This window comes from Sphingomonas sinipercae (genome assembly GCF_011302055.1).
Lineage (GTDB): Bacteria > Pseudomonadota > Alphaproteobacteria > Sphingomonadales > Sphingomonadaceae > Sphingomicrobium > Sphingomicrobium sinipercae.
Genome location: NZ_CP049871.1, coordinates 848,752 through 871,176 on the forward strand (window position 1 = coordinate 848,752; position 22,425 = coordinate 871,176).

A 22,425-nucleotide genomic window follows, 5' to 3' on the forward strand; every position below is an offset into this window, starting at 1 on the left:
AATGGACCCTGAAACGAGTTCAGGGTGACGGAGACGTGCGTGGCTGATGCAGCATCAGCGCCGCCCGGATCGCCCGGTCGCGGCGACCTGACGCAGGGCAGCATCGGGCCGACTTTGCTGCGGTTCGCGCTGCCGACTCTCGCATCGTCCATCCTGCAGTCGCTGAACGGGACCATCAACGCCATCTGGGTCGGCCGTTTCCTGGGCGAAAACGCGCTTGCCGCCACCGCCAATGCCAACATGGTGATGTTCCTGCTGACCGCCTTCGTCTTCGGCTTCGGCATGGCCTCGACCATCCTGATCGGCCAGTCGTGGGGCCGGAAGGACGTTGACGGCGCGCGCCGCGTGTTCGGCAGCGCCGGCGGCAGCTTTACGTTCGTCACCATCGTCATCGCCGGGGCCGGTTACCTGCTTTCGCCGGCGATCCTGCAATTGCTCGGAACGCCCGGCGACGCGGCGCCGCTGGCGCTGGATTATTTGCGGGTCATCTTCCTAGCGACCCCGCCGTTGCTTCTGCTGACGCTGCTGATGATGGCGCTTCGCGGGTCGGGCGACAGCCTGACGCCCCTGTGGTTCATGATCCTGGCGGTGGTCCTCGACAGCGGGCTCAACCCCGTCTTCATCCTCGGCCTTGGGCCGGCGCCCGAAATGGGGATCGCCGGCGCCGCGATGGCGACCCTGATCGCCAATTATGCCGCGCTGTTCGCCTTGCTCGGCTACATGTACTGGCGCGACCTGCCGCTGCGCCTGCGCGGGCGGGAGCTGCGCTACCTGCTGCCGTCCGCAGCCATCCTGAAGACGATCGTCGGTAAGGGCCTGCCGATGGGCATCCAGATGGTGGTCATTTCGCTGTCCGCGCTGGCGCTGGTCGGGATCGTCAATCGGGAAGGCGTCGACACCACCGCGGCCTTCGGGGTCGCGATGCAGCTTTGGACCTATGTGCAGATGCCGGCGATGGCGCTGGGCGCGGCGGTCAGCGCGATGGCGGCGCAGAACATCGGCGCCGGAAAATGGGATCGCGTCGGCCGGATCACCCGATCCGGCGTGATCTACACCTTGCTGATCACCGCCGGACTGATCGTCGCGCTGACGATTGCCGACCGCTGGGTGCTGGCGCTGTTCATGGGCAGCGACAGCCCGGCGCTTCCAATCGCCCAGCACATCCACCTGCTCGCGACATGGAATTTCCTGCTGTTCGGAGTGACCATGGTGCTGTTCGGCACGGTCCGCGCCAACGGCGCGGTGTGGGGGCCACTGGTCATCCTAGCGATCGGGCTGGTGCCGGTGCGCTTCGGCTGGGTGCTGGGCACCTATGGCTGGCTTGGCGCCGATGCGATCTGGACCAGCTTCCCGGTGAGCTCGCTGGTCAACCTCGCGCTTGCCGCCGCTTTCTACTTCCATGGCGGCTGGCGCCAGGCGCGGATGACGGCTGCGCAGCGCCCGTGCGAGGTTGAGTGCGTCGAACATGCGGAGGCGACGCGCGAGCCCGGAGGCGCGCTAAGCCCGGCCGGCTAGCCCAAACGCGGGGCGGCGACCTTCACTGCATCCGGCAGGAGCCTAACCTCAAACGGCGTTTCCGGCCCAAGTTCGCCGTCGATCGACACACGCATCCGCGGCTTCGTCTCGACCCGCATCTTCGTGCCGCGAAATTCGCGGACACTCGTCTTGCGCGACTGCAATTTGAGCGCGCTTGCGAAATAGCTCCAGCCGAGGCGCACGATGCTTCGGCCCTGGACCGCCTGGATCACGACTTCCCCGCTGTCGAGCTCGGCGCTTTCGATCAGCTCGAGCCCGCCGTGGAAGCGGCCGTTGGCGATCCGCGCCTCGGTCGCCCACAGCCGGTGCTGGCGCCGCCCGTCATCGACCACCAGGCGGAACGCCTGGAAGCTGGCCGCCGACCAGCCGGCCCAAAGCAGGTAACCGAACCGTCCAAGGCTCTTCTTGAGCGCGCTTGGAACGCTGTCGGCGACAACCGGGGCAAGCCCCAGCGCGGCATTGTTGAGGAAGTAATCTCCGTCGATGCTGGCAAGGTCGATCGGCCTGGCAATGCCATTGGCGATGACGTCGATGGCGCCGTCGAGGTCGAGCGGCGTGCCGAGCGTCCGGGCGAAGCTGTTGGCGGTCCCGAGCGGCAGGAAGGCGAAGATGGTGTCGGTGCCAAGGAAGGAATCGATTGCTTTCGACAATGTGCCGTCGCCGCCTCCCACGATCACCATCGGCGCGCGGTCGATGGCGGAGGTGATTTCGCCGCCCAGCAATTCGGGATCCTCAACCGCCCGGGCGTCGATCAAGGCGACGCCCGCGGCGACCAGCTTGTCGCGCGCCGAAGCGAACGCCTCGGCGCCTTGCCGGCTGGCGGCGTTGACGATCAATATTGCCTGGCGGGGAAGGGCTGGTTCGGTCACTCGGCGACAGCGGCTACCGCCCGATACAGTTCCACGATAGAGAGCCGCGGTCATGAGTTCCTTTCCTGCACTGCGCATGCGCCGCGGGCGTTCCTCGCCCTGGATGCGCGAAATGCTCGCCGAGAACCGGCTGCACCCAAGCGACTTCATCCTGCCGATGTTCGTTTGCGAAGGCAGCGGCTGCGAAGAACCGATTGCGTCGCTGCGGGGCGTCAGCCGTTGGTCGGTCGACCGGCTGGCGGAGCGGGCGAGGGAAGCGGCGCGGCTCGGCATCCCGTGCGTTGCGCTCTTCCCCAACACGCCGGCGCGGCTGCGCACCGACGATGCGGCGGAGGCGCTCAATCCCGACAATCTGATCTGCCGCGGCATCCGCGCGATCAAGGATGCGGTGCCACAGATCGGGATCCTGACCGACGTCGCGCTCGATCCCTACACCAGCCACGGGCATGACGGGCTGACCGACGATCGCGGCTGCGTGGTCAACGACGCGACGGTCGAGATGCTGGTCCGGCAGGCAGTCGTGCAGGCGGCCGCCGGGGCCGACATCGTCGCCCCCTCCGACATGATGGACGGTCGTGTCGGCGCGATTCGCTCGGCGCTGGAACAGGACGGCCATTGCGACGTCGCGATCATGGCTTACGCCGCCAAATATGCTTCGGCCTTCTACGGGCCGTTCCGCGATGCGGTCGGCAGCAAGGGCTTGTTGAAGGGCGATAAGCGCTCTTACCAAATGGATCCCGCCAACGGCTTCGAAGCGATCCGGGAGGTCGAGCTCGACCTGGCCGAGGGCGCCGACATGGTGATGGTGAAGCCGGGCCTGCCCTATCTCGACGTGCTGGCGCGGGTGAAGGACACGTTCGGCGTGCCGACCTTCGCTTACCAGGTGTCCGGCGAGTATGCGATGATCGAAGCGGCGGCGGAGGCCGGCGCGGCCGACCGCGACGCGCTGATCCTCGAAACGCTGATGGCCTTCAAGCGCGCCGGTGCGACGGGGGTGCTGACCTATCACGCGCTCGATGCGGCGCGGCTGATCAATGGCTGAGATCGTCGCGGAGACTGAGCGGCTTCGCCTGCGCACGTGGGACGACGCCGACCTCGACGCGTTCATCCTGCACACCAACACGCCCGCGGTGATGCGCTGGCTCGGCGGCGTCTGGCCGCGCGAGCAGCAGGAGGCGGCCTATACACGCGTCAAAAGCTATGAGCGCGACTTCGGCCACACCTTCTGGATCGTCGAGCGCAAGGACGACGGGGCGTTGCTCGGCTTCTGCGGCCTCAAGCGGGTCAACAGCGGCGGTGCGCCCAACCCCGGGGACTTCGAAATCGGCTGGCGTCTGCGCGAGGATGCGTGGGGCCACGGCTATGCCAAGGAAGCCGCCATCGCGGCCATGGACCTGGCCTTCGACCGTTACGATGCGCCGTTCGTCGTCGCGCTGACGGTTGACCAAAATATATCGAGCGTCGGGCTGATGAAGCGGCTTGGCATGAAGCGGCGAACCGACCTCGACTTTGTCACGACCGATGCCTGGGCCGCGACGCTCAACCCGGTCATCGTGTACAGCATGGATCCGGCACAATGGCCCGCGGCACGCGCGGCGGCGCTCGCCTAGCCGCCAAGCCTGGCCTGCAATTCGTCGATCACGGCTGCTTCGGATCGATCGATGGCGCTAATTCGGGCGCTCGTGGCCTGGATTGCGCGAAGGTCGGCGGCCGCGATGCCGCCGAATTGCCGAACCCGGGCCGCGCCAAGCTCATCGACCTGCGCCAGCGCTCGCGTGACCCCTGTACGGGCGGCGACCAACGCCGACAGCGCCTGTTGCGCGGCGATCCAGCTTTCGCTGCCCGCTGAGCCGGCGGCATTCGCTGCGCTTCGAGCCGGTCCGGCGGCAGCAACGAACAGGTCGTGGCTTGCCCCCGCTTCGGCCTCAAGCGTCGCGAGCCGGCCTACTAGGGCCGCATCGGGAACCGACGACAAGACCGGTTCCGGCACCGGCACCCGCGGATCGATGGCTTCCGATGGGCGCGGAGCGAGCGACGGAACCGGATAGCCGGTGGTGCAGGCGGTCAGGAACAGGCACGCGGCAAGGGGCAGCAGTCGCATGCAGTTGCTCTAGGAAGCGTCGCAGCGTCGCGCAATCGTGCTTGGATGCGCCCGCCGCGAGGGGTTGCGTGGTTCGCGACCGCCCCCTATGTCGCGCCCCTGCCGCTTGCCGGCAGCGCGCCCGTAGCTCAGCTGGATAGAGCATCAGACTACGAATCTGAGGGTCGGACGTTCGAATCGTTCCGGGCGCGCCAATTTCCTTTAAAAGCCCGCTAGATTAAACGTCCATTTACCCGGTTCCCCTAGGGTGCGGGCATGGACGAGGCCCGCACGACACACCAGCGGCGTTCGACGCGGTCGAACGTGTTGCTGAAAGCGACGCTGCAGACCGTCGAATCGGCGGGGTCCGTCATCTTGCGCAATCTGTCGCAGGACGGTGCGCTGGTCAGCGGGGAGGACCTGCCGCGCGAAGGCACCTGGGTGCTGTTCCACCGCCAGGGCCTGTCCGTACCAAGCCGCGTCGCCTGGGTGCAGGGATCCTATGCCGGGCTGGCATTCGAATCGCCGTTGTTTCCGAAAGAACTGCTCCGCCATATCCCGCCGCCCTCGGCCAGCCTGCCGCCGCCCGTCCAGCGGCGCCCCGGCCTCGCTTCCCGCCCGCTAAGCGAGAGCGAGCGGCGGCTTATCCAGCAATGGGCGGAAGAATCGCCAAACGTTCTGGGGGACTAGGCACCGGTTCGCCGCCGTTGCCGTGTTCCTGAAGCCACCGGACCAGCACCGGCAGGCCAAGGACACTGTTGAACCTGATTCCGTAAAGGCCGCCGTTGTGCCAGCGCACGACCCCTTGCTGCGGGCTGATTCCGGGAAGCGTCACGGTGACGCCCTCACTGACGTTCAGTGGACCGGCGGGTTCGACGCTGAGTCCGCCTTGCGAGATGTTCTTGATCGCGGCGCCCCGGACAACGGCGCCCTGCCGAATCGTCGCCCGCGCGCGGACCTCCACCCTCGGCATCCTCGGCCGCGGCCCGTCGCCGGCGCTGGTCAGCAAGTCGACGACGTCGATCGCCGCATCGAATTCCAGGCCCGCTTCGTTGCCGCGAGTCCAGCTGACGCTGCCGGGAATGGGCTGCCCCTCCCGGATCTCCAGTTGGATCGACTCGCCCGCGGCCAGGTCGGAGAAGAGTTTGACGAGCGCACCGCCGGCCGAAAGGTTCTTGACCAGGCAGAGCTCGCGTCGGCTGCCGATGACGATCGAGCCGACTCGGAAGATGGTCAGGTGGCGGTCGTCGGCGCGGCGATCGGTTTCCGCCGGCACATCGCGCATTAGCGAGTAGGACGTCGTTCGGACCGGCAATTCTTCCACGCGATCCTCGTCCCAACCTAAAAATGCTGCCGCAGTGACGAAGTTATCGCGCGGCCTGGTTACCAAGGTGTTGAAAATAGCTCCGCGGTGGAGCCTCTCTTTGGCGACGGCATCACCTGCTTTGGCCCGTGGCGATGGACGCCTGCCGCTTCGCCAGCTAAATCAACGGCATGGCCCAACAGTGGCTCCTCCCGCTGACAATCGTTGCGATCACCGTAGTGGCGATGGAGATCGTCGCTGCCGCAGTGCACCGCCATGTGATGCACGGGCCGGGGTGGAATTGGCACCGGTCGCACCATGAGCCGGCCGACGGCTGGTTCGAGCGCAACGACCTGTACGCACTGGTGTTTGCCGCGATCAGCCTTACCTTGTTCGTTGCCGGTGCGCGCTGGCCGGCGCTGTGGTGGGTGGGGCTCGGGCTGGTTGTCTATGGCTTGTTGTATGCGATCGTCCACGACGGGCTGGTTCACCGCCGCTTTCGGTTCGTGAAGCCGCCTAAATCGGGTTATCTGAAGCGGCTGGTGCAGGCCCACCGGCTCCATCACGCGGTGCGCGAGCGCGACGGGGCCGTTTCCTTCGGGTTTCTCTATGCGCCCCGCCTGGACAGCCTGCTCGACCGGCTGCGCGCCCATCGGTCCGCCCCATGACGGTCCCTCGCCAAGGCGCGATCGGCCTCAGTCTCGCCGTCGCCATCATGTTCGGCTGGATAGCGCTTGAGGCCTATGCGATCTTCGCGCACCCGCTGGGCTTCGCCGGTGCGCTGGCCGCGCCGCTGCTCATCGCCGCGATCTGCTGGCTGAACGTCGGGCTTTTCATCATCGCCCACGACGCCATGCACGGATCGCTCGCGCCGGGCCGTCCGGGCTTTAACCGCGCCGTCGGCCGGCTCGCGCTCGGCCTTTATGCCGGGTTCTCCTATGATGCGTTGCTGCCCAAGCACCTGGACCATCATCGCCGGCCAGGAACGCCGGATGATCCCGACTTCGACGCCGACAACCCGCGCCACTTATGGCGCTGGTACAGCGGCTTCATCCGTCGCTATTTCGGCTGGCGGCAGTTGATGATCCTGAGCGTCGTATTCGTCGCCTTGCTGTTGCTTGGCGCCCGCTACGCCAACGTCATGCTGTTCTGGGCGCTCCCCGCGATCCTGTCGTCGTTCCAGCTATTCTATTTCGGCACTTATCTGCCGCACCGGCACGAAGACGCCGAATTCGCCGACGATCATCGCGCCCGAAGCAACCAGTTCACCTGGCTCGGCTCGCTGCTGAGCTGCTTCCACTTCGGCTATCACCACGAACATCATCTGGCGCCGTCGGTACCGTGGTGGCGCCTGCCTTCGGAGCGGAAACACCGGGCATCCGCTCGATCAGGTCCACGGCCCGCCTGACGCCGCCGGCGGCGAGCATTTCCTGCTGGATCGCCCGTGCCTTGGCGCGGAAGCTGGGGTTGCCGCGCACCTCGCTTATCGCGGCTGCCAGCTTTGCGGCGGACGAGCGGAAGCTCAACTCGCGCGCGGCCCCGGCATATTCCATCCGCGCCGCGATCGCGCCTTGTTCGAAGGCCAGCGGCATCAGCACCATCGGCACGCCCGCCGCGAGCGGTTCGAGCACCGTGTTGATGCCGCCGTGGCACACGATCAGGTCGGCATGGCCGAGCACGCCTTCCTGCGACACCCAGTCGTAAACCAGCGGATCGCCGGGCAGCTTTGCCGCGCGCTTGACGTTCGATAGCCCGCCCTGGGTCAGCAGCAGGCGCAGGTCGAGATCGGCGCACGCCTGCGCCACCTTGCGGAACAGCTCGACCCGTTGCCCCTGCAAGGTGCCGAGCGCGCAATAGACCAGCGGGCGCTCGTCGCCTGGCGGAACTTCGAAATCCTCGGCTTCCCCGTGACGGAAGGGGCCAGTGTAATGGAACGTCGCCGGCAGTTCGCGGCGGGGAAAATCGATACTCGGCACCATCTGCGACAGTTGCAGGACCGGCGACAGGCAATCTTCGAGCCGGCGGCGGGCTGGAAGGCCGAGCATCCGCGCGTTGGCTTCGATCGCCTTGCCGACCTTACGCAGCAGCAGGTCGGTGACTCGCCAGCCGCCACGATTGCGCTTCAAGCCCTTGTCGGAAGGATCGTAGGGCCAGGCGACGTAGGGTGGCGGAATGCCGTCCTCGCGATTGATCGGCATCGTATCGGCGACGCTTGCATAGGGCAGGCCCAGGTGCTCGGCGACCAGGCCGCCACCGGCCTCCAATTGGTCGACGATGAGCGCGTCCGCGCCGATCCGCCGAATGACATCGGGCGCTTCCCGGCAGAACATGTCGGTAAAGCGGACCATGCCATCCATCATCCCGCCAAGCCCGATGAGGCCGCGGATTTTCGCCATCGGCAAGGTCCAGCGGGAAACCGGCGGCGCGTCCGTGCCGATCGGCGCGAAGCTGGCGCCCTCTGCCTCGATCAGCGATTGTGCGTCCGGGTGATGGATGAAGGTCACCTGGTGCCCGCGATCGATCAGCTCCCGTGCCAGGTTGGAAAGCGGCTTGTAATGCCCGCGCAGCGGCGGGCCGATAACGGCGAAATGCGACATCAGGCGCGCCGGCGCAGGCTGACCGCTTCGGCGAAGCTCGGCACGAGCATAGCCAGCTTGCGGGTCTTGCCGACGGTGACTCGGCGATCCCAGGCCGAAACGCCCAGCCGGCCGACCCGGCGGCCGATGGCGCCGTAGATGCGCAGCGCCGTCAGCACCGCAAGCCGCGATCGGAACGGCAGCCGCTGGACGCCCTTCCGAGCGCTGCTTTCATAGACGATCACGCTGTCCACCAGGCGGTCGACGATCGCCAGAAGCGCCATTCGATTCGTGGGATCGAACACGGTCTGCGGAGTCACCCCGTGAGCCTGCATCCATTCCGCTGGGAGGTAGCAGCGGCCGTTATCCAAATCCTCGCGGACGTCGCGCGCGATGTTCGACAGCTGGAAGGCGATGCCGAGGTCAGCGGCGCGCTCCAGCGTTTCCGTATCGTCGGGCGCTACGCCCATGACGATCGCCATCATGCAGCCGACGGTGCCGGCGACATGGTAGCAATAGCGGATGAGGTCTTCTTCAGTCTGCGGGCGCCAGCCGAGCTCATCGAGGGTGAAGCCTTCCAGGTGGTCGTCGAGGAATTGGAGCGGGATCGGCCGTTCCTTGAGCAGCTGGCCAAGCGCGTCGAACGGCAGCTCACCAACGATTTGCCGGCTCGCCGCCCGGTGAGTCTTTTCGCGCAGCATGCTGACCGGCCCGCGCGGCCCGCTGCCGAAGCCAAGCGTCTGCCCGTCGCAGACATCGTCGCAGTGGCGGCACCAGCAATAGAGCAGCCACGCCCGCTCGCGGGTCTCGCGGTCGAACAGGCGGCTCGCGGCGCGGAACGACTTGGACCCGTGCTGGATCGCCGCGAACGCTCCGGCGACGAGCGCGTCGCGGGTCATTGGCCGAGGTCCTGGAGCATCAGCCCCGCGGTGGCCTTCGCGCTTCCGACGACGCCCGGGATGCCGGCGCCCGGGTGAGTTCCGGCGCCGACGAAATAGAGGTTCGGAATGACGTCGTCGCGGTTGTGCACCCGGAAGTAGGCGCTCTGTGTCAGGATCGGTTCGAGGCTGAAGGCCGAGCCAAGGTGAGAATTGAGCTCGCTATCGAATTCGGCGGGGCCGAAGTGGAACACGGTGTCGAGCCGCTCCGACAGGCCCGGGAGCATCCGCTGCTCGAGGATCTGAAGCACCCGCTTGCTGTACGCCGGTCCCTCGACGTCCCAATCGATCTGTCCCTTGCCAAGGTGCGGGACCGGGGCGAGCGCATAAAAAGTGGACTTGCCCGGCGGCGCCATGCCCGGGTCCGTGGCCGTCGGATGGTGCAGGTAGAGCGAAGGATCGTCGGCAAGGCTGCTGCCCCGATAAATGTCGTTGAGCAGGCCGGCATAGCGGGGACCGAACAGGATCGAATGGTGCGGCACATCGGGCCACGCGCCGGCGGTCGAGAAGTGGACGACGAACAAGGAGGGCGAGAAGCGCTTGCGCCGAAGCCTGGCTGCCGCTTTGCGGCCGCGCGGATCGGCGAGCATGTCGTAGGTTCGCACGATGTCGGCGTTGGAAGCGACCGCATCGAAGGCCGCGGACCAGCCGCTGCGCGTTCTTATACTCGTCGCCCGGCCACTCCGCGTCTCGATGCGGTTGACCGGGTCGCCAAGCCGAATTGTGCCGCCCAGCCGCTCGAAGTGCCGCACCATGCCTGCGACCAGGCGGTTGGTGCCGCCCTTCGCGAACCAGACGCCGCCGTCGCGTTCCAGCTTGTGGATCAGCGCATAAATGGCGCTGGTCGTCATCGGATTGCCGCCGACCAGCAGGGTGTGAAACGACAGCGCCTGCCGCAGCTTCTCGTTCTTCACGAAACCGGAGACGACCGAATAGACCGATCGCCACGCCTGGTAACGCGCCAGCTTCGGGGCCGCCTTCAGCATCGACTTGAAGTCCAGGAACGGCACCGCTCCCAGCTTCTCGTAACCTTCGACGAACACGCCCGCGGCATAATCGAGGAACCGCCGGTAGCCTTGCACGTCGGCCGGGTTGAGCGCCGCAATCTGCTTTTCCAGCAGGGCGTCGTCGTTGAGATAGTCGAACGTGCTGCCGTCCGGCCACGACAGGCGGTAGAAGGGCGAGACCGGGACCAGTTCGACATCCGCCGCCATGTCCGATCCCGACAGCGCCCACAGCTCCTTGAGGCAGGCGGGGTCGGTGATGACGGTCGGCCCGCCGTCGAACACGTGGCCGTCCTTTTCCCAATAATAAGCGCGGCCGCCAGGCTTGTCGCGCGCTTCGATGACCGTGGTCTGGACGCCGGCCGATTGCAGGCGGATCGCCAGCGCCAGGCCGCCGAAGCCGGAACCGATCACTGCCGCGGTCTTGCTCACGCCGCTCTCCGCCGCATGGCGCTTAGCGCACGCCCGATCGGGACCGGCGGCCGGCCGCTCAAGATTCGCAATTTGTCGAGCGACGTCAGCCGGGCGCCATAGAAACGGGCGATGACTGGGGCCGGAAGCCGGTAGAAATGTTCGAGTACCCGATAGCGCGTTTCCGGTTCGGCTGCCCGGAACAGCATTCGGTTGAGTAGCTTGAAGAAACCGCGCTCGGCCCACAAACGCTCCGCGCGTTGCCGGTAGACCTTCAGCAAGGCAGCCGTCGTTAAATCGTCCTGCTCGGTCAGCAGGATCGCGTTGGCGACCGCGTCGGGTAGGGAATATCCCGTCGTCAGGTGGAAGAACCCGCCGCGCAAGCCCAGCATCGGGACCTGGGCCCCGTGCCACAGCGAAGCAACGTCGCCGCCGATCACGACCGGCAAAACGCCCGCTTCCTCCGCGATTACGACGCCCGTGGTGCCGGTCAGCGTCCGCGCATAGTCCGCCAGCTTCGCCACGATCGCGTCCAGGTCGAGGTCGGCGGTGGTGGAGTAATAGGTGTCCTCGATCAGTAGCTCGGTGCTGCTGAAGGGGAGCAGATAGATGAAGCGATAACCGTCCGATTGATCGACCGTCGCGTCCATGATCATCGGACGCTCGACGCCGTGACCGCCGTCGAAGCGGACAACCTGGCCGGCGAATTTCTGCCAACCCAGTTCGATTCCCGGCATCGGTTCCGGCCCGCGCGCGTCGATCACCGCATCGGCGTCAATTCGCTCGCCGCTGTCGAGCAAGATCGACGTCTCGCCCAGCGCGGCGACGCTGGCGCCAAGCCGATATTGGTCGCGCCGCAAGGTCCGGCGAACGATTCGGTCGAGGTTCTCCGATCGAATGCTGTTGTAGCCCAGTGCGATGGTGCGGCGACGGGCGGGGAAGCGCACCTCGTGATCAGGCCAGCTGCTCGCGATCAACCCTTTCAGGAGCCAGCATTGGTCGTCGGGGACATCGCTGTCGAAGAAGGACCAGGTGTGATTGCCGCCGAAACGGTCGCCTTGCTCGACCAGTACGAAATCGACGTCAGGCCGGCGATTGGCGAGCGCCAGCGCGACCAGCGATCCGGCCAAGCCGCCGCCGGCGATGGCGATCCTGGTCATCGCGCGGGACGACCAAGCGGCGTGGAAGCACGACAATTGGCATGATAGGATGCGCCATGCGCCGCTTCGCCGTCATCATTGCCTTGCCCGCCCTGGTTTCCGCCACCACCGCCACGACGCAGCTCGACGTCTCGATCGAAGGCGTTCGCAATCAGCGCGGCCTGATCCATGCCTGCCTGACGGCAGACGAACACTTCTTCCCCGATTGCAGGAAGGATCCGCAGGCGTTGAAGCGGACGGCGCCGGCGACGACGCGGAACCTGATATTCACCGGCTACCCGCCCGGCGATTACGCGCTGACCGTCGTTCACGATGAAAATGGCAACCAGCGGCTCGACACCATGCTCGGGATTCCGAAGGAAGGATTCGGGTTTTCACGGAATCCGGTGGTGCGCTTCGGCGCGCCAAGGTTCAAGCAGGTCGACATCAAACTCGAGCTCGGCTTCACCCGCGCCGCGGTGCGCATGCAATACATTCTTTAGCCTAGATGGATTCGGGACGACCGCCTCCATAGGCTTCATTGCGGGTGAGGGGGAGTTGCAGGGAGAAAATGCTCCACGTCCCGACCCTTGTCGCAAATCAGCAGGCTCCGGAGGATTCGGTGCGTCCGAAGCTGCGCGTCTTGCTTGCCGCTCCGCGTGGCTTCTGCGCCGGCGTCCGCCGCGCGATTGATGCGGTCCGGGATGCGCTCGCGGTCCACGGGGCGCCGGTCTACGTGCGGCGGCCCATCGTCCACAATCTCGATGTCGTCCGAAGCCTTGAGGCCGAAGGTGCGATCTTCGTCGAAGAGCTGAGCGAGGTGCCGGCCGGAAGCGTCGTCGTCCTATCGGCGCACGGGGTCGCACCCGCTGTCTTGAAGGAGGCATCGGACTTGGGGCTGCGCGCCTTCGACGCCGTCTGCCCGCTGGTCGCCAAGGTCCACCGCGAAATCGAAAGGCATCACCGCAGGGGCCGCCACGTCGTCATCATCGGTCATCATGGCCACCCGGAGATCGAGGGCACAATAGGCCGCCTTCCCAAGGGCGCCGCCTCCGTCGTCTCCAGCATCGCCGAGGTCGAGGGATTGCCGCTACGCCGCGAAGCCCCGGTCGCCTACGCGGTGCAGACGACCTATTCGGTCGATGAGGCCGAAGGCATCGTCGCTGCGCTGCACGCCCGCTTTGCGAAGGTCGACGGGCCATCGACCAGCGACATCTGCTACGCCACCACCAACCGGCAGGCCGCGGTCCGGGAGGTCGCGGCCCGTGCCGACGCGGTGATCGTGGTCGGGGAAAGCTTTTCTTCCAACGCGGCTCGCCTTGCCGAAGTCGCCTCGCTGCTGTGCCCGAACGTCCAGCTGGTCGCCCGCTCCAACGCGCTCGACGTGGGCCGGCTGGCCCAAGCGAAATGCGTCGCCATTTCGGCCGCCGCTTCAACGCCAGAAAGCAGCGTCCAAGCGGTGATTTCGCTGCTGGAGGAGCGATTTTGCGTCTCCATCGAGGAGATCGAGGCGGCGCGGGAAGACACCGTCTTCAAGCGGCTGGCGATCGCCAACCTGGACTAGTCGCGCCACCGCTTTCGCGGTCAGCCTGCGTCGCTCAGCCGCAAATCCGCTTCGACGGCAATTCGGATTGCATCCGCGGAACTGGTCACGCCAAGCGACTGAAGCATCCGGGCGCGGTGCATCTTGACCGTCTTCTCGTCGATGCCGAGCTCGCCGCCGATCTGCTTGTTGCGAAAACCCGCGCTCATCAGCTTCAGCACCTGTCGTTGCCGACGGGTCAGCCCATCGACCAGTTGCTTCGCTCGCTGGTTGCGAAGGCCTCCCTGCGCCGCACATTCGCTGACATCCATTTGCGAGCCGACGAACAGCGTCACCCGGCCGGCATCGTCCCGTACCGGCGCGATCATTACGGCATTGCGGAACGCGCGGCCGTCCTTGCGGTAATTGGTCAGTTCGACGACCACCGAAGCCCCTTTTCGAACGGCTTTGCCAAGGGCGAGCTGCGCTTCCGGCTCGGTCGCTTCGCCCGACAGGAAACGGCAATTGCGGCCGACCGCCTCTTCCCGCGAGTAGCCGGTGAGTTGCTCGAAAGCCGCGTTGACGGCGATGATCGGATTATCGGGCAACCGGCAATCGGTCACGATCGTCGCAATCGGCGTGTTGGCGATGGATTTGACTACCGTGTCCACGTCGTCCGGGCTCAATTGTGCGTCCGCCTGATGCATGGTGCCAGGGGCGTAGCATACCTAGCCCTAAGCAGGTAACTCAACCCGTGGGCTGAATCCTGCCGATGCTGGAAGAGGCGCTGGTGAGCCCTGCTGGGTTCGAACCAGCGACCTACTGATTAAAAGTCAGTTGCTCTACCGACTGAGCTAAGGGCCCGACCAGCGGGGAGCGCGTTACCGCCGTGGCCGCGGCCTAGCAAGGCGGTCCGCGAGATGACGTGCGGTAAGCGCGCCGTGAAGCCGCCAGCCGGGGGCGATTGCGGCTAGCGGACCGACGACGAAAATACGGCTCGACGCGGCACGGTGAGGAACGGTCAGGCCGCGCGAACGCCACTGGCCGCCACTCCACGCGGCGATGTCGAGATCGAGCACCCGCTCGCCCCAGCGCCGACCAGGGCGGCGCCCGAACTCCCGCTCAATCGCCTTGAGCCGTTGCAGCATCTGGGGCGGCGCAAGCGTGCATTCAACCAAGGCGACGGAATTGGCGAATTCCCGGCCCGCCCCACCGACCGCGGGATTGAGGATGGTCGGCGCAACGTCGAACAGGCCGAATTCGCTTTCCAGGCGGAATACGGCGGCCTCGACCACGCTTGCCGGCCGTCCGTGGCGCCCATGGCGGCGGTTCGACCCGATGGCGATTGCGTAGAGGTGCGTTGCTTCGGCCAAGCGCATGGGCCTAGGTGAGCGCGATGCACTTCGCCAGCCCCGCCGACCGGTCGCCCATTCCCCAGGCGGAGGCGCCGCGCGATTGCCCGCTGTGCCCGCGTCTGGTGCGCTTCCGCGAAGCGTGCAGGGCCGAGTTTCCCGAATGGTGGAATGCGCCGGTTCCCGCGTTCGGCGATCCCGATGCCTGGCTGGCAATCATTGGCCTCGCGCCGGGCAAGCATGGCGCCAACCGCACCGGTCGCCCCTTCACCGGCGATTATGCCGGCGACCTCCTCTATGCGACGTTGCTCAAGTTCGGCCTGGCCAAGGGCGCTTATGCCGGCGATTCCGCCGATGGATTGCGGCTGGACGGCGCGATCATCCTCAACGCCGTCAAATGCCTGCCCCCGGCGAACAAACCCGAGCCGAGCGAGATCGCCACCTGCCGCAATTATCTGGAAGCGGGCCTGGCAACTTTGCCAAAGGTGCGTGTGGTTGTCGCGCTTGGGCAGATCGCCCACGTCGCTTCCGCCCGGGCGCTGGGCCTGCCGCCGTCGGGCACCAAGTTCGGGCACGCTGCAGAGGCGGTTGCTCCCGACGGCCGCATCTTGCTCTCCAGCTATCATTGCTCGCGCTACAATCAGAATACGCGAAAGCTCGACGCGCCGATGTTCGAAGCGATATTTGAGCGGGCGCTGGCACTGGGGGACTGAATGGCCGGGGAACTTGAAAGCCTTCACGGGAACGAGCCGCTCGCGGCGCGGATCGAGCGTCACGACTATGACCGCATGGTCATGCTCTCCGACGGTGTGTTCGCGATCGCGATCACGCTTCTGGCACTGGAATTGCCGCTTCCGCACGCGTGGGACGGGCGGCTGCAATCGCTCGCGGTTGCCGCGGGGCCGGCGCTTTTGGGCTATCTGTTCGCCTTCCTGATTGTCGGTGCCTTCTGGCTCATGCACCGCCGGATCTACGCGCAGCTGCTACGCGTCGACCGGTTCGTCAGTGTCATCACCCTGGCGATTCTCGGCCTGGTCGGGCTGTCCCCGTTTATTGCGCGGCTCGTAACCGAGATCGGGCCGACGAAAGGCATGGTCGCTTATGTCGCGCTCGTCTCCAGCGTGACGTTCCTGCAGGTCGTTTTGTGGTTCTACGCAATGAACCGCCCCGGCATGATCCACGCGGAAGTGACCGCTGCCGAACGGCGAAGCGTCCTGTTCCGCTTCGGGTCGATCGCCCTGGTCTGGGGCGCGCTCGCCTTGTGGGCGGTGCTTCGCGACGAAACGCTGAAGGGCGAACTGATCGCAGCGGCGGCGGTCATCAGCCTGGCGATCCGCCGCCTGAGCCTGCACTTGCTCGGAAAGAACGCCGACTCGGGTTCGGCAGCCGCCGCCGACTAGCGGTCCTCGACCAGGCGGCCGTAAAGGTCGGGCCGCCGGTCGCGGAAGAAGCCGAAGGCGGCGCGATGCTTCTTGGCCAGCGCCAGGTCGAGCTCGGCCGTAATCACCCCGCTCTCCTGCGCACCGAATTCGGCGAGAATGTCGCCGCGCTCGTCGCAGATGAAGCTGTGCCCGTAGAAGCGCTGCCCGCACTCCGTCCCGATGCGGTTGGCAGCGACCACCGGCACGACGTTGCTAACGGCATGGCCGATCATCGCCCGGCGCCACAACCGCGAGGTGTCGAGGTCGGGATCGTGCGGCTCGGTGCCGATCGCGGTCGGATAGAAGAGGATATCGGCGCCCATCAGCATCATCGCCCGCGCCGTTTCGGGATACCACTGGTCCCAGCACACGCCGACGCCCAGCGTCGAGCGGTCGGGGCCATTCCATACCTTGAACCCGGTGTTGCCGGGGCGGAAGTAGAACTTCTCCTCATAGCCCGGGCCGTCGGGAATGTGGCTCTTGCGATAGACCCCGGCGATCTTCCCGTCCGGGCCGATCATCGCCAGCGAGTTGTAATGGTGCGGACCGTCCGCCTCGAAAAAGCTGGTAGGAATCCACAGCTTCAGCTCTTGCGCAAGCGCCTGCATCGCCAGCACCGACGGATGCTCCGCGGTCGGCTTCGCGTTGGCGAACAGGGCTTCGTCTTCCTCGCGGCAGAAATACGGACCTTCGAACAGCTCGGGTGGAAGCACGACTTGCGCCCCTTTCCCATGCGCTTCGCGCACGAGATCGGAGACGTTGCGGATGTTCTCCTGCGTGTCCTCGCCAAAGGCGAGCTGGAGCGCGGCGACGGTTAGCTTGGTCATGCGCTTGCCCTTAGCGGCATTCGCCGCACAGTGGCAGCCACGACGAGCGAGTCGCAGGGCATCGATCGGGGGCAATGATGGAAAACGCATTTGAGCGGCTGGCGCAGGCGGTAGCGAGCTGGGCAGGGCGGCCAGTCGCCTTTGCGCTGGCACTGACGACGATCGTCCTGTGGCTGATTTCGGGTCCGGTGTTCGGCTGGTCCGACACCTGGCAGCTGGTGATCAACACCGGCACGACGATCATCACCTTCCTGATGGTGTTCCTGATCCAGAATGCGCAGAATCGCGATGCCAGCGCGATCCAGTCGAAGCTGGACGAGCTGATCCGTGCGATCGACGGCGCCCGCAACGAATTCATCGGCATCGAACACCGCACGCAAAGCGAGCTCGAGCGCATCCGCCATTCGATGGAGGCCGAGTTCGGGGTCGACGCTTCGCACGCCGAGACGATCGACCGGCTGCTCGATCGCCGCTGATGGCGAGAAGGTTTAGGCCGGCACCTGCTGGCTGATGCAGTGGAAACTGCCGCCGCCGGTCAGCACATGGTCGGCGCGAAGGCCTATCGCGACGCGGTCGGGGAACAGGGCCTGGATCGCCGCGACCGCCGCTTGGTCATTCGCTGCGCCATATTGCGGAACCACGACGGCCGCGTTGCCGATGTAGAAGTTCATGTAACTGGCCGGAATGACGTCGCCTTCGTCGTTTTCGATCCGCCCCGGTGAGGGCAAGGTGGTCACGTCCAGCCCGGCATCGGCCAGCCGACGCGCAGCATCGGCATAGACCTGGGCATTCGGGTCGGCTTCGGCGGCGGTCGGGATCGCGATCCGCCCGGGCGCGACGAACCGCGCCAGATTGTCGACATGGCCGTCAGTGTGGTCGTTCAGCAGCCCCGCCCCGAGCCAGATCACGCGATCGAAGCCAAGGTCCTCGCGCAGCCGCTGTTCAACCTCGTCGCGCGTCAGCGTGTTGCGGTTGGGGTTCAGCAGGCATTGCTCGGTGGTGATGACGTTGCCCGCCCCGTCATGATCGATCGCCCCGCCTTCGAGGATCCAGCCGGCTTTTGAAAACGGCAGCGATTCGCTCGCCGCAAGCCGCTCCCCGATGCTGTCGTCGCCGGGCAGGTCGTACTTGCCGCCCCAGCCGTTGAAGCGGAAACCTGCCGCTCGGCGGGCATCGCCCGTGCCGCGGACGATCGGCCCGGTGTCGCGCAGCCAGATGTCGCCGAACGGTTCGACGACAACGGTGGCGAAGGGGGCAAGCGCGCGCGCGGCAACCGCCGCATCCTCATGCGCGCAGACCAGCCGAACCTCTTCGCCTTCACCGTCGGCGTGGACGGCGGCGGCGAAGGCGGCGACCTCGCGCTCAGCGCTTTTCAGGTCGGCAAGCCACAGTTCGGGATCGCTCGGGAAGCCGATCCACACGGCTTCATGTTCGGCCCATTCGGGAAGAGGGGGGGAAGACATGCCCGCCCGACTAAAGGAGTGGGGGGTGCAAGCAAAGTGCCCCTTCGTTCGTCGATGGGGCATTTCGCCAGGCCGTCCAGCTGCTAGGGTGGGTCGATCATCAGCATGCGGGGCGACCATGTTTCGAGCGTTCAAATATCTGGCTGCGGCATCGGCGCTGGCCCTGGCCGCGACGGCCGAAGCGCGGGTCGACTATGCGATCGACCTGACCGCGCCGGAACATCACACCGGCAAGGTCAGCATCGACTTTCCGGCCACGGCCGGCGCCTCCCTCGACATCAGGATGCCGGCTTGGCGAACCGGTCGCTACAACATTCTCAACCTTGCCAACGGGGTCCGCGGTTTCAGCGCCAGCGACCGCGCCGGGCGTCCGCTGCGCTGGAAAAAAATCGACAAATCGACGTGGCGGATTCACCGCGCGCCGGGGACGCCGGTCCGCGTCGGCTACGAAATCTATGGCAACGAACTGGGCCTTCGCACGCGTCATATCGATGACAGCCATGCCTACCTGAACCCATCGGCGATCTTCATGTACGCGGACTCGCTTCGAAGCGACGATACGACGGTGTCGCTGCGGGTGCCGTCGGGCTGGACCAGCGTGTCCGGGATGCAATCGCCAGCGCCGCATCGCTTCATCGCCGCCAATTGGGACGTGCTGACCGACTCCCCGATCGAAACCGGCATCAGCCGGCGCTTCGCTTTCAAGGAGGGCGGCCGCGACTATGAAGTCGTCTTCTGGGGCGATGGCAATTACGACGCTCGGCAGACCGTGGCCGACCTTCAGAAGATCGTCGCCCAGGCGCCGAAAATCTGGAGCGCTTATCCCTTCCAGCGCTATGTGTTCATCGTCCACGCGACCGATGGGGCCGGTGGGGCGACCGAGCACCTCAATTCGACCGTGATCCAGATTCCGCGTTACGCGTTCTGGCCGCGCGAACGTTATCTCGGCTTCCTCTCGACGGCTTCGCACGAGTTCATCCACACCTGGAACGTGAAGGCGTACCGGCCCAGCGGCCTTGTCCCTTACGACTACCAGCGGGAAAATTATTCCGACCTTTTGTGGATCGCCGAAGGGTCGACCAGCTACTTCGCCGACCAGCAATTGCTTCGGGCCGGGATCGCGACGCCGAAGGAATATTTCGGCCACCTCGACGACATCATCGACGGCCACCAGCGGCGTGGCGGCGCGGCGGTGCAGTCGGTCGCCGACGCCTCGTTCGACCAGTGGATCGGCCAGTCGGGCGACCGCGCCAGGAATTCGGAAGTCGATATCTATGACCAGGGGGAGATCGTCTCCTGGATCCTCGACATTGCACTGCTCGAGCGGACGGGCGGACGAGTCTCCTATCGCGATGTCCATGACGCTCTCTACAAGCGCTTCCCCTCGACCCGGCGGGGCTACAGCAGCGCGGACGTGCTTCAGATCCTGCAGGAACTGACCGGTTCGTCCTGGAACGACTGGTGGGCTCGCTATGTCAACGCGCCGCTGGGGGCAGTGGACTTCAACAGCTTGCTTAATCCGGTCGGGCTGAAACTGACCTATTCCAACGCCGCCGATCCGAAGCCGTTCGCCGGCTGGAGCGGGGAACAGGGCAGCGGCGGGATGAAGCTGACCTCGGTGGAGCGCGGAGGCCCGGCATGGAACGCGGGGTTTACGCCTGACGACATCATCGTCGCTTTCGATGGCAAGCGGGTGACCAACGACCGCTTCGGCGCCGCACTGGCCGAGCGCCGCCCCGGCGCCACGGTCACCGTGACCTATTTCCGCCGCGACCAGATCGGCCAGAAGACGCTGAAGCTCGGCGCTTCGAGCGGCGACGCTTCGGTAGGACCGATCGACAATCCCACGGCGGCCCAGAAGGCCCTGTTCCAGCGCTGGCTGCTGGTCACCTACCCGGGCGCTTAACGCCGCAGCCCAAGGAATCCCGCTGCCAGCTTGCGTTTGCCCGCCATCGTGGCACGATGCGGGGGCTCGGGGACCTTGGGGGGAGTTCGATGTACAAGGCCTTGTTGCTGGCCAGCGCGATTGCGCTGGGCGTTGCGCCCGCTGGCGCGCAAACTTCGCTAGTCGATGACGCCAACGCGTTCGGCTCGCGCGAAGACATCCATTCGGCGGATCTTTCGCCCAACGGTCATCGGGTCGCTTACCTGCGGCCGTCCCAAGGCGCCGGCATGGTCGCATTCGTCGCCGACCTCGACACGGGCGCGATCCAGACATTCCTGAAGTCGGCCGGGGCGGCCAAGAATGAGAAGATCGACTGGTGCGGCTTCGTCACCGACATACGGCTGATCTGCGAGATCAGCTGGATGGAAAGCGATGCCGGGAAACTGATCCCCTTCTCGCGCACCGTCGCGATCAACAGCGACGGCACTGGCGTGAAACTGCTTGGCCAAAGCGCCAGCTACAAGGACGAGCGCATCCGGCAATTCGACGGCACGATCATCGATTGGCGCCCGGGCGGCGATGGGGCGGTGCTGATGCAGAGGGAGTATGTGCCCGAGACCAACACGACGGGATCCCGCGTCGTGCGGACTGACGACGGCTTGGGCGTCGATTGGATCGACTCGGCCAGCATGGCGACGAAGATCGTGGAAAACCCGCGCCGCGGCGTCGGGGCCTACCTGACCGACGGGCGGGGAAATGTGCGGGTTCGGATTACCAACGAGGAGGACGGCCGCGGCCTCCTGACCGGTCGCCGGCGGATCGATTTCCGCACCGCGTCCTCGCGGGAGTGGCGGTTGCTGAGTGGCTATGGCGGGCAGGAGATCGTGCCACTCGCCATCGATGCGTCGGTGGATTCGCTTTACGCCTTGAAGAAGCTGGATGGCCGCTATGCCTTGTACCGGATGCGGCTGACCGATCCCGTGTCGACGGAACTGGTTGCTTCCAATCCGCGTGTCGACATCGACGACGTCGTTCGCAGCGCGCAGGGAGGGCAGGTGATCGGCTACAGTTTCGTCGATGACCGGCGCCAGACGATCTATTTCGATGCTTCGCACAAGGCGCTGGCCGAATCGCTGAACAAGGCGCTGCCCGGCCTGCCGCTGATCCGTTTCGTCGCGGACAGCCAGGACGGCACGCGCAGCCTGGTCTTTGCCGGAAGCGACAGCGATCCCGGGCGCTACTATCTCTACGACCGCTCCGCCAAGAAGCTGGATGAGCTGTTCCTTGCGCGGCCACAGCTCGAAAAGCATCCGATCGCCAAGGTCCAGACGGTCACTGCGACCGTTGCGGATGGAACGCAGATTCCCGCTTATCTGACCCTGCCGGCAGGCAAGGATCCGAAAAACCTCCCCGCCGTGGTCCTTCCGCATGGCGGACCGAGCTCGCGCGATGAATGGGGTTTCGACTGGATCGCCCAGTTCCTGGCCGCGCGCGGCTACGCCGTGATCCAGCCGAACTATCGGGGATCGGCGGGCTTTGGCGACCAGTGGCTGGTCGACAATGGCTTCAAGAGCTGGCGGACGTCGATCGGGGATATAACCGGGTCGATCCGCTGGCTGGTGAAGCAAGGAATTGCCGACCCCAACCGGCTTGCAGTGGTCGGTTGGTCGTATGGCGGATATGCGGCCTTGCAGGCTGCGGCGACCGAGCCCGACCTGTTCAAGGCCGTCGCCGCGATCGCGCCCGCGACCGACCTCGCTTTGCTGAAGTCAGAGGCGCGGGGCTACGCCAGGCAGGCGCTCGTCGCCGATTTCGTCGGTAAGGGCCCGCATATCGAAGAAGGATCGCCTTTGCGGCGCGCGGGGGCAATCCGGGCGCCGGTGCTGCTTGCCCATGGCGACCTCGACCTCAACGTCAGCGTCGACCATTCGGTGAAGATGGATTCCGCGCTGCGGTCGTCGGGCAAGACCGTCGAGCTGCTGCGGTTCAGGACTCTGGATCACCAGCTCGATGACGGGCCCGCCCGCCGGGAGCTGCTGCGCAAGATCGGCGAGCTGCTGCAGCGGACTATCGGGCAATAGGAAAGCGAGGGCGGCGCA

At 66.0% G+C, this 22,425-nt stretch carries 23 protein-coding genes, 2 tRNA genes and 1 pseudogene; 14 read left to right on the forward strand and 12 right to left on the reverse strand.

Going from position 1 to position 22,425, the window contains the following annotated elements:
* Window positions 1-39: 39 nt before the first annotated feature.
* On the forward strand, window positions 40-1,515 hold the full coding sequence (locus tag G7078_RS04375; RefSeq protein ID WP_246166475.1) for an MATE family efflux transporter: 1,476 nt from the start codon (window positions 40-42) through the stop codon (window positions 1,513-1,515).
* Here G7078_RS04375 and G7078_RS04380 read toward each other — a convergent pair.
* Window positions 1,512-2,405, reverse strand: coding sequence for a diacylglycerol/lipid kinase family protein (locus G7078_RS04380; protein ID WP_246166477.1), 894 nt, complete (start codon window positions 2,403-2,405; stop codon window positions 1,512-1,514). The genes G7078_RS04375 and G7078_RS04380 overlap by 4 nt on opposite strands.
* A 52-nt stretch (window positions 2,406-2,457) precedes the next feature.
* Here G7078_RS04380 and hemB point away from each other — a divergent pair, with 52 nt between their 5' ends.
* The gene (hemB, locus tag G7078_RS04385; protein ID WP_166093380.1) at window positions 2,458-3,447 is read left to right on the forward strand and encodes a porphobilinogen synthase; all 990 of its coding nucleotides are present in this window, start codon (window positions 2,458-2,460) and stop codon (window positions 3,445-3,447) included.
* Window positions 3,440-4,015 (forward strand): GNAT family N-acetyltransferase, encoded by a 576-nt coding sequence (locus G7078_RS04390; RefSeq protein WP_166093383.1) that lies wholly within the window; start codon window positions 3,440-3,442, stop codon window positions 4,013-4,015. The genes hemB and G7078_RS04390 overlap by 8 nt, the downstream gene beginning before the upstream one ends.
* On the opposite strand, the gene G7078_RS04395 is transcribed toward G7078_RS04390, so the two are convergent.
* Entirely contained in the window at window positions 4,012-4,506 is a 495-nt protein-coding gene (locus G7078_RS04395) for a hypothetical protein (RefSeq protein ID WP_166093385.1), read from the reverse strand. The genes G7078_RS04390 and G7078_RS04395 overlap by 4 nt on opposite strands.
* A 117-nt stretch (window positions 4,507-4,623) precedes the next feature.
* On the opposite strand from G7078_RS04395, the gene G7078_RS04400 reads away from it, so the two are divergent.
* Window positions 4,624-4,700, forward strand: a tRNA-Arg gene (locus tag G7078_RS04400).
* Between the two features lie 61 nt (window positions 4,701-4,761).
* Window positions 4,762-5,175 (forward strand): PilZ domain-containing protein, encoded by a 414-nt coding sequence (locus tag G7078_RS04405; protein ID WP_166093388.1) that lies wholly within the window; start codon window positions 4,762-4,764, stop codon window positions 5,173-5,175.
* Here the strand turns inward: G7078_RS04405 and G7078_RS04410 are convergent.
* Window positions 5,129-5,875 (reverse strand): PilZ domain-containing protein, encoded by a 747-nt coding sequence (locus G7078_RS04410; protein WP_166093390.1) that lies wholly within the window; start codon window positions 5,873-5,875, stop codon window positions 5,129-5,131. The two genes, G7078_RS04405 and G7078_RS04410, sit on opposite strands and share 47 nt — an antisense overlap.
* A gap of 104 nt (window positions 5,876-5,979) precedes the next feature.
* On the opposite strand from G7078_RS04410, the gene G7078_RS04415 reads away from it, so the two are divergent.
* Entirely contained in the window at window positions 5,980-6,456 is a 477-nt protein-coding gene (locus G7078_RS04415; RefSeq protein WP_166093392.1) for a sterol desaturase family protein, read from the forward strand.
* Window positions 6,453-7,196: a fatty acid desaturase gene (locus tag G7078_RS04420; RefSeq protein WP_246166479.1), complete on the forward strand. Its 744-nt coding sequence runs from the start codon at window positions 6,453-6,455 to the stop codon at window positions 7,194-7,196. The genes G7078_RS04415 and G7078_RS04420 overlap by 4 nt, the downstream gene beginning before the upstream one ends.
* A gap of 19 nt (window positions 7,197-7,215) precedes the next feature.
* Here G7078_RS04420 and G7078_RS04425 read toward each other — a convergent pair.
* The 4 genes and pseudogenes from G7078_RS04425 to crtY form a co-directional block, all read right to left on the reverse strand.
* Window positions 7,216-8,385: pseudogene (locus G7078_RS04425) on the reverse strand (glycosyltransferase); the annotation flags it as partial.
* Complete coding sequence (locus G7078_RS04430) at window positions 8,385-9,263, reverse strand: phytoene/squalene synthase family protein (RefSeq protein WP_166093395.1); 879 nt, start codon at window positions 9,261-9,263, stop codon at window positions 8,385-8,387. The gene G7078_RS04430 and the pseudogene G7078_RS04425, both read right to left, overlap by 1 nt.
* Complete coding sequence (locus G7078_RS04435; protein ID WP_166093397.1) at window positions 9,260-10,738, reverse strand: phytoene desaturase; 1,479 nt, start codon at window positions 10,736-10,738, stop codon at window positions 9,260-9,262. The genes G7078_RS04430 and G7078_RS04435 overlap by 4 nt, the downstream gene beginning before the upstream one ends.
* A complete protein-coding gene (crtY, locus tag G7078_RS04440) occupies window positions 10,735-11,877 on the reverse strand; it encodes a lycopene beta-cyclase CrtY (protein ID WP_166093399.1) in 1,143 nt (380 codons plus the stop codon). The genes G7078_RS04435 and crtY overlap by 4 nt, the downstream gene beginning before the upstream one ends.
* Window positions 11,878-11,933: 56 nt before the next feature.
* Between crtY and G7078_RS04445 the strand changes: the two genes are divergently transcribed.
* Together G7078_RS04445 and ispH are read left to right on the forward strand one after the other, a co-directional pair.
* On the forward strand, window positions 11,934-12,359 hold the full coding sequence (locus G7078_RS04445; RefSeq protein WP_166093401.1) for a DUF2141 domain-containing protein: 426 nt from the start codon (window positions 11,934-11,936) through the stop codon (window positions 12,357-12,359).
* 68 nt (window positions 12,360-12,427) lie between these two features.
* Window positions 12,428-13,420: a 4-hydroxy-3-methylbut-2-enyl diphosphate reductase gene (gene ispH, locus G7078_RS04450; RefSeq protein WP_166093403.1), complete on the forward strand. Its 993-nt coding sequence runs from the start codon at window positions 12,428-12,430 to the stop codon at window positions 13,418-13,420.
* A 20-nt stretch (window positions 13,421-13,440) separates the two neighbouring features.
* On the opposite strand, the gene G7078_RS04455 is transcribed toward ispH, so the two are convergent.
* The 3 genes from G7078_RS04455 to folK form a co-directional block, all read right to left on the reverse strand.
* On the reverse strand, window positions 13,441-14,085 hold the full coding sequence (locus G7078_RS04455) for a LuxR family transcriptional regulator (RefSeq protein WP_166093405.1): 645 nt from the start codon (window positions 14,083-14,085) through the stop codon (window positions 13,441-13,443).
* Between the two features lie 81 nt (window positions 14,086-14,166).
* Window positions 14,167-14,242: transfer RNA gene (locus G7078_RS04460), tRNA-Lys, on the reverse strand.
* 17 nt (window positions 14,243-14,259) lie between these two features.
* Window positions 14,260-14,757, reverse strand: a complete 498-nt coding sequence (folK, locus tag G7078_RS04465; protein WP_166093407.1) for a 2-amino-4-hydroxy-6-hydroxymethyldihydropteridine diphosphokinase — start codon at window positions 14,755-14,757, stop codon at window positions 14,260-14,262.
* 17 nt (window positions 14,758-14,774) lie between these two features.
* Between folK and G7078_RS04470 the strand changes: the two genes are divergently transcribed.
* Both G7078_RS04470 and G7078_RS04475 read left to right on the forward strand, forming a co-directional pair.
* A complete protein-coding gene (locus tag G7078_RS04470; RefSeq protein ID WP_166093409.1) occupies window positions 14,775-15,443 on the forward strand; it encodes a uracil-DNA glycosylase in 669 nt (222 codons plus the stop codon).
* Window positions 15,444-16,130, forward strand: a complete 687-nt coding sequence (locus tag G7078_RS04475; RefSeq protein ID WP_166093411.1) for a TMEM175 family protein — start codon at window positions 15,444-15,446, stop codon at window positions 16,128-16,130.
* Here G7078_RS04475 and aguB read toward each other — a convergent pair.
* Window positions 16,127-16,978 carry an N-carbamoylputrescine amidase gene (gene aguB / locus G7078_RS04480; protein ID WP_166093413.1) on the reverse strand — a complete coding sequence of 284 codons (852 nt, stop codon included), beginning with the start codon at window positions 16,976-16,978 and terminating at the stop codon, window positions 16,127-16,129. The two genes, G7078_RS04475 and aguB, sit on opposite strands and share 4 nt — an antisense overlap.
* A 77-nt stretch (window positions 16,979-17,055) precedes the next feature.
* On the opposite strand from aguB, the gene G7078_RS04485 reads away from it, so the two are divergent.
* Window positions 17,056-17,454 (forward strand): low affinity iron permease family protein, encoded by a 399-nt coding sequence (locus G7078_RS04485; RefSeq protein ID WP_166093416.1) that lies wholly within the window; start codon window positions 17,056-17,058, stop codon window positions 17,452-17,454.
* A gap of 12 nt (window positions 17,455-17,466) precedes the next feature.
* On the opposite strand, the gene G7078_RS04490 is transcribed toward G7078_RS04485, so the two are convergent.
* Window positions 17,467-18,441: an agmatine deiminase family protein gene (locus G7078_RS04490; RefSeq protein ID WP_166093418.1), complete on the reverse strand. Its 975-nt coding sequence runs from the start codon at window positions 18,439-18,441 to the stop codon at window positions 17,467-17,469.
* Between the two features lie 118 nt (window positions 18,442-18,559).
* Here G7078_RS04490 and G7078_RS04495 point away from each other — a divergent pair, with 118 nt between their 5' ends.
* Window positions 18,560-20,347 carry a M61 family metallopeptidase gene (locus tag G7078_RS04495; protein ID WP_166093420.1) on the forward strand — a complete coding sequence of 596 codons (1,788 nt, stop codon included), beginning with the start codon at window positions 18,560-18,562 and terminating at the stop codon, window positions 20,345-20,347.
* An 89-nt stretch (window positions 20,348-20,436) separates the two neighbouring features.
* Window positions 20,437-22,407, forward strand: coding sequence for a S9 family peptidase (locus G7078_RS04500; protein ID WP_166093423.1), 1,971 nt, complete (start codon window positions 20,437-20,439; stop codon window positions 22,405-22,407).
* The last annotated feature ends 18 nt before the right edge of the window (window positions 22,408-22,425 follow it).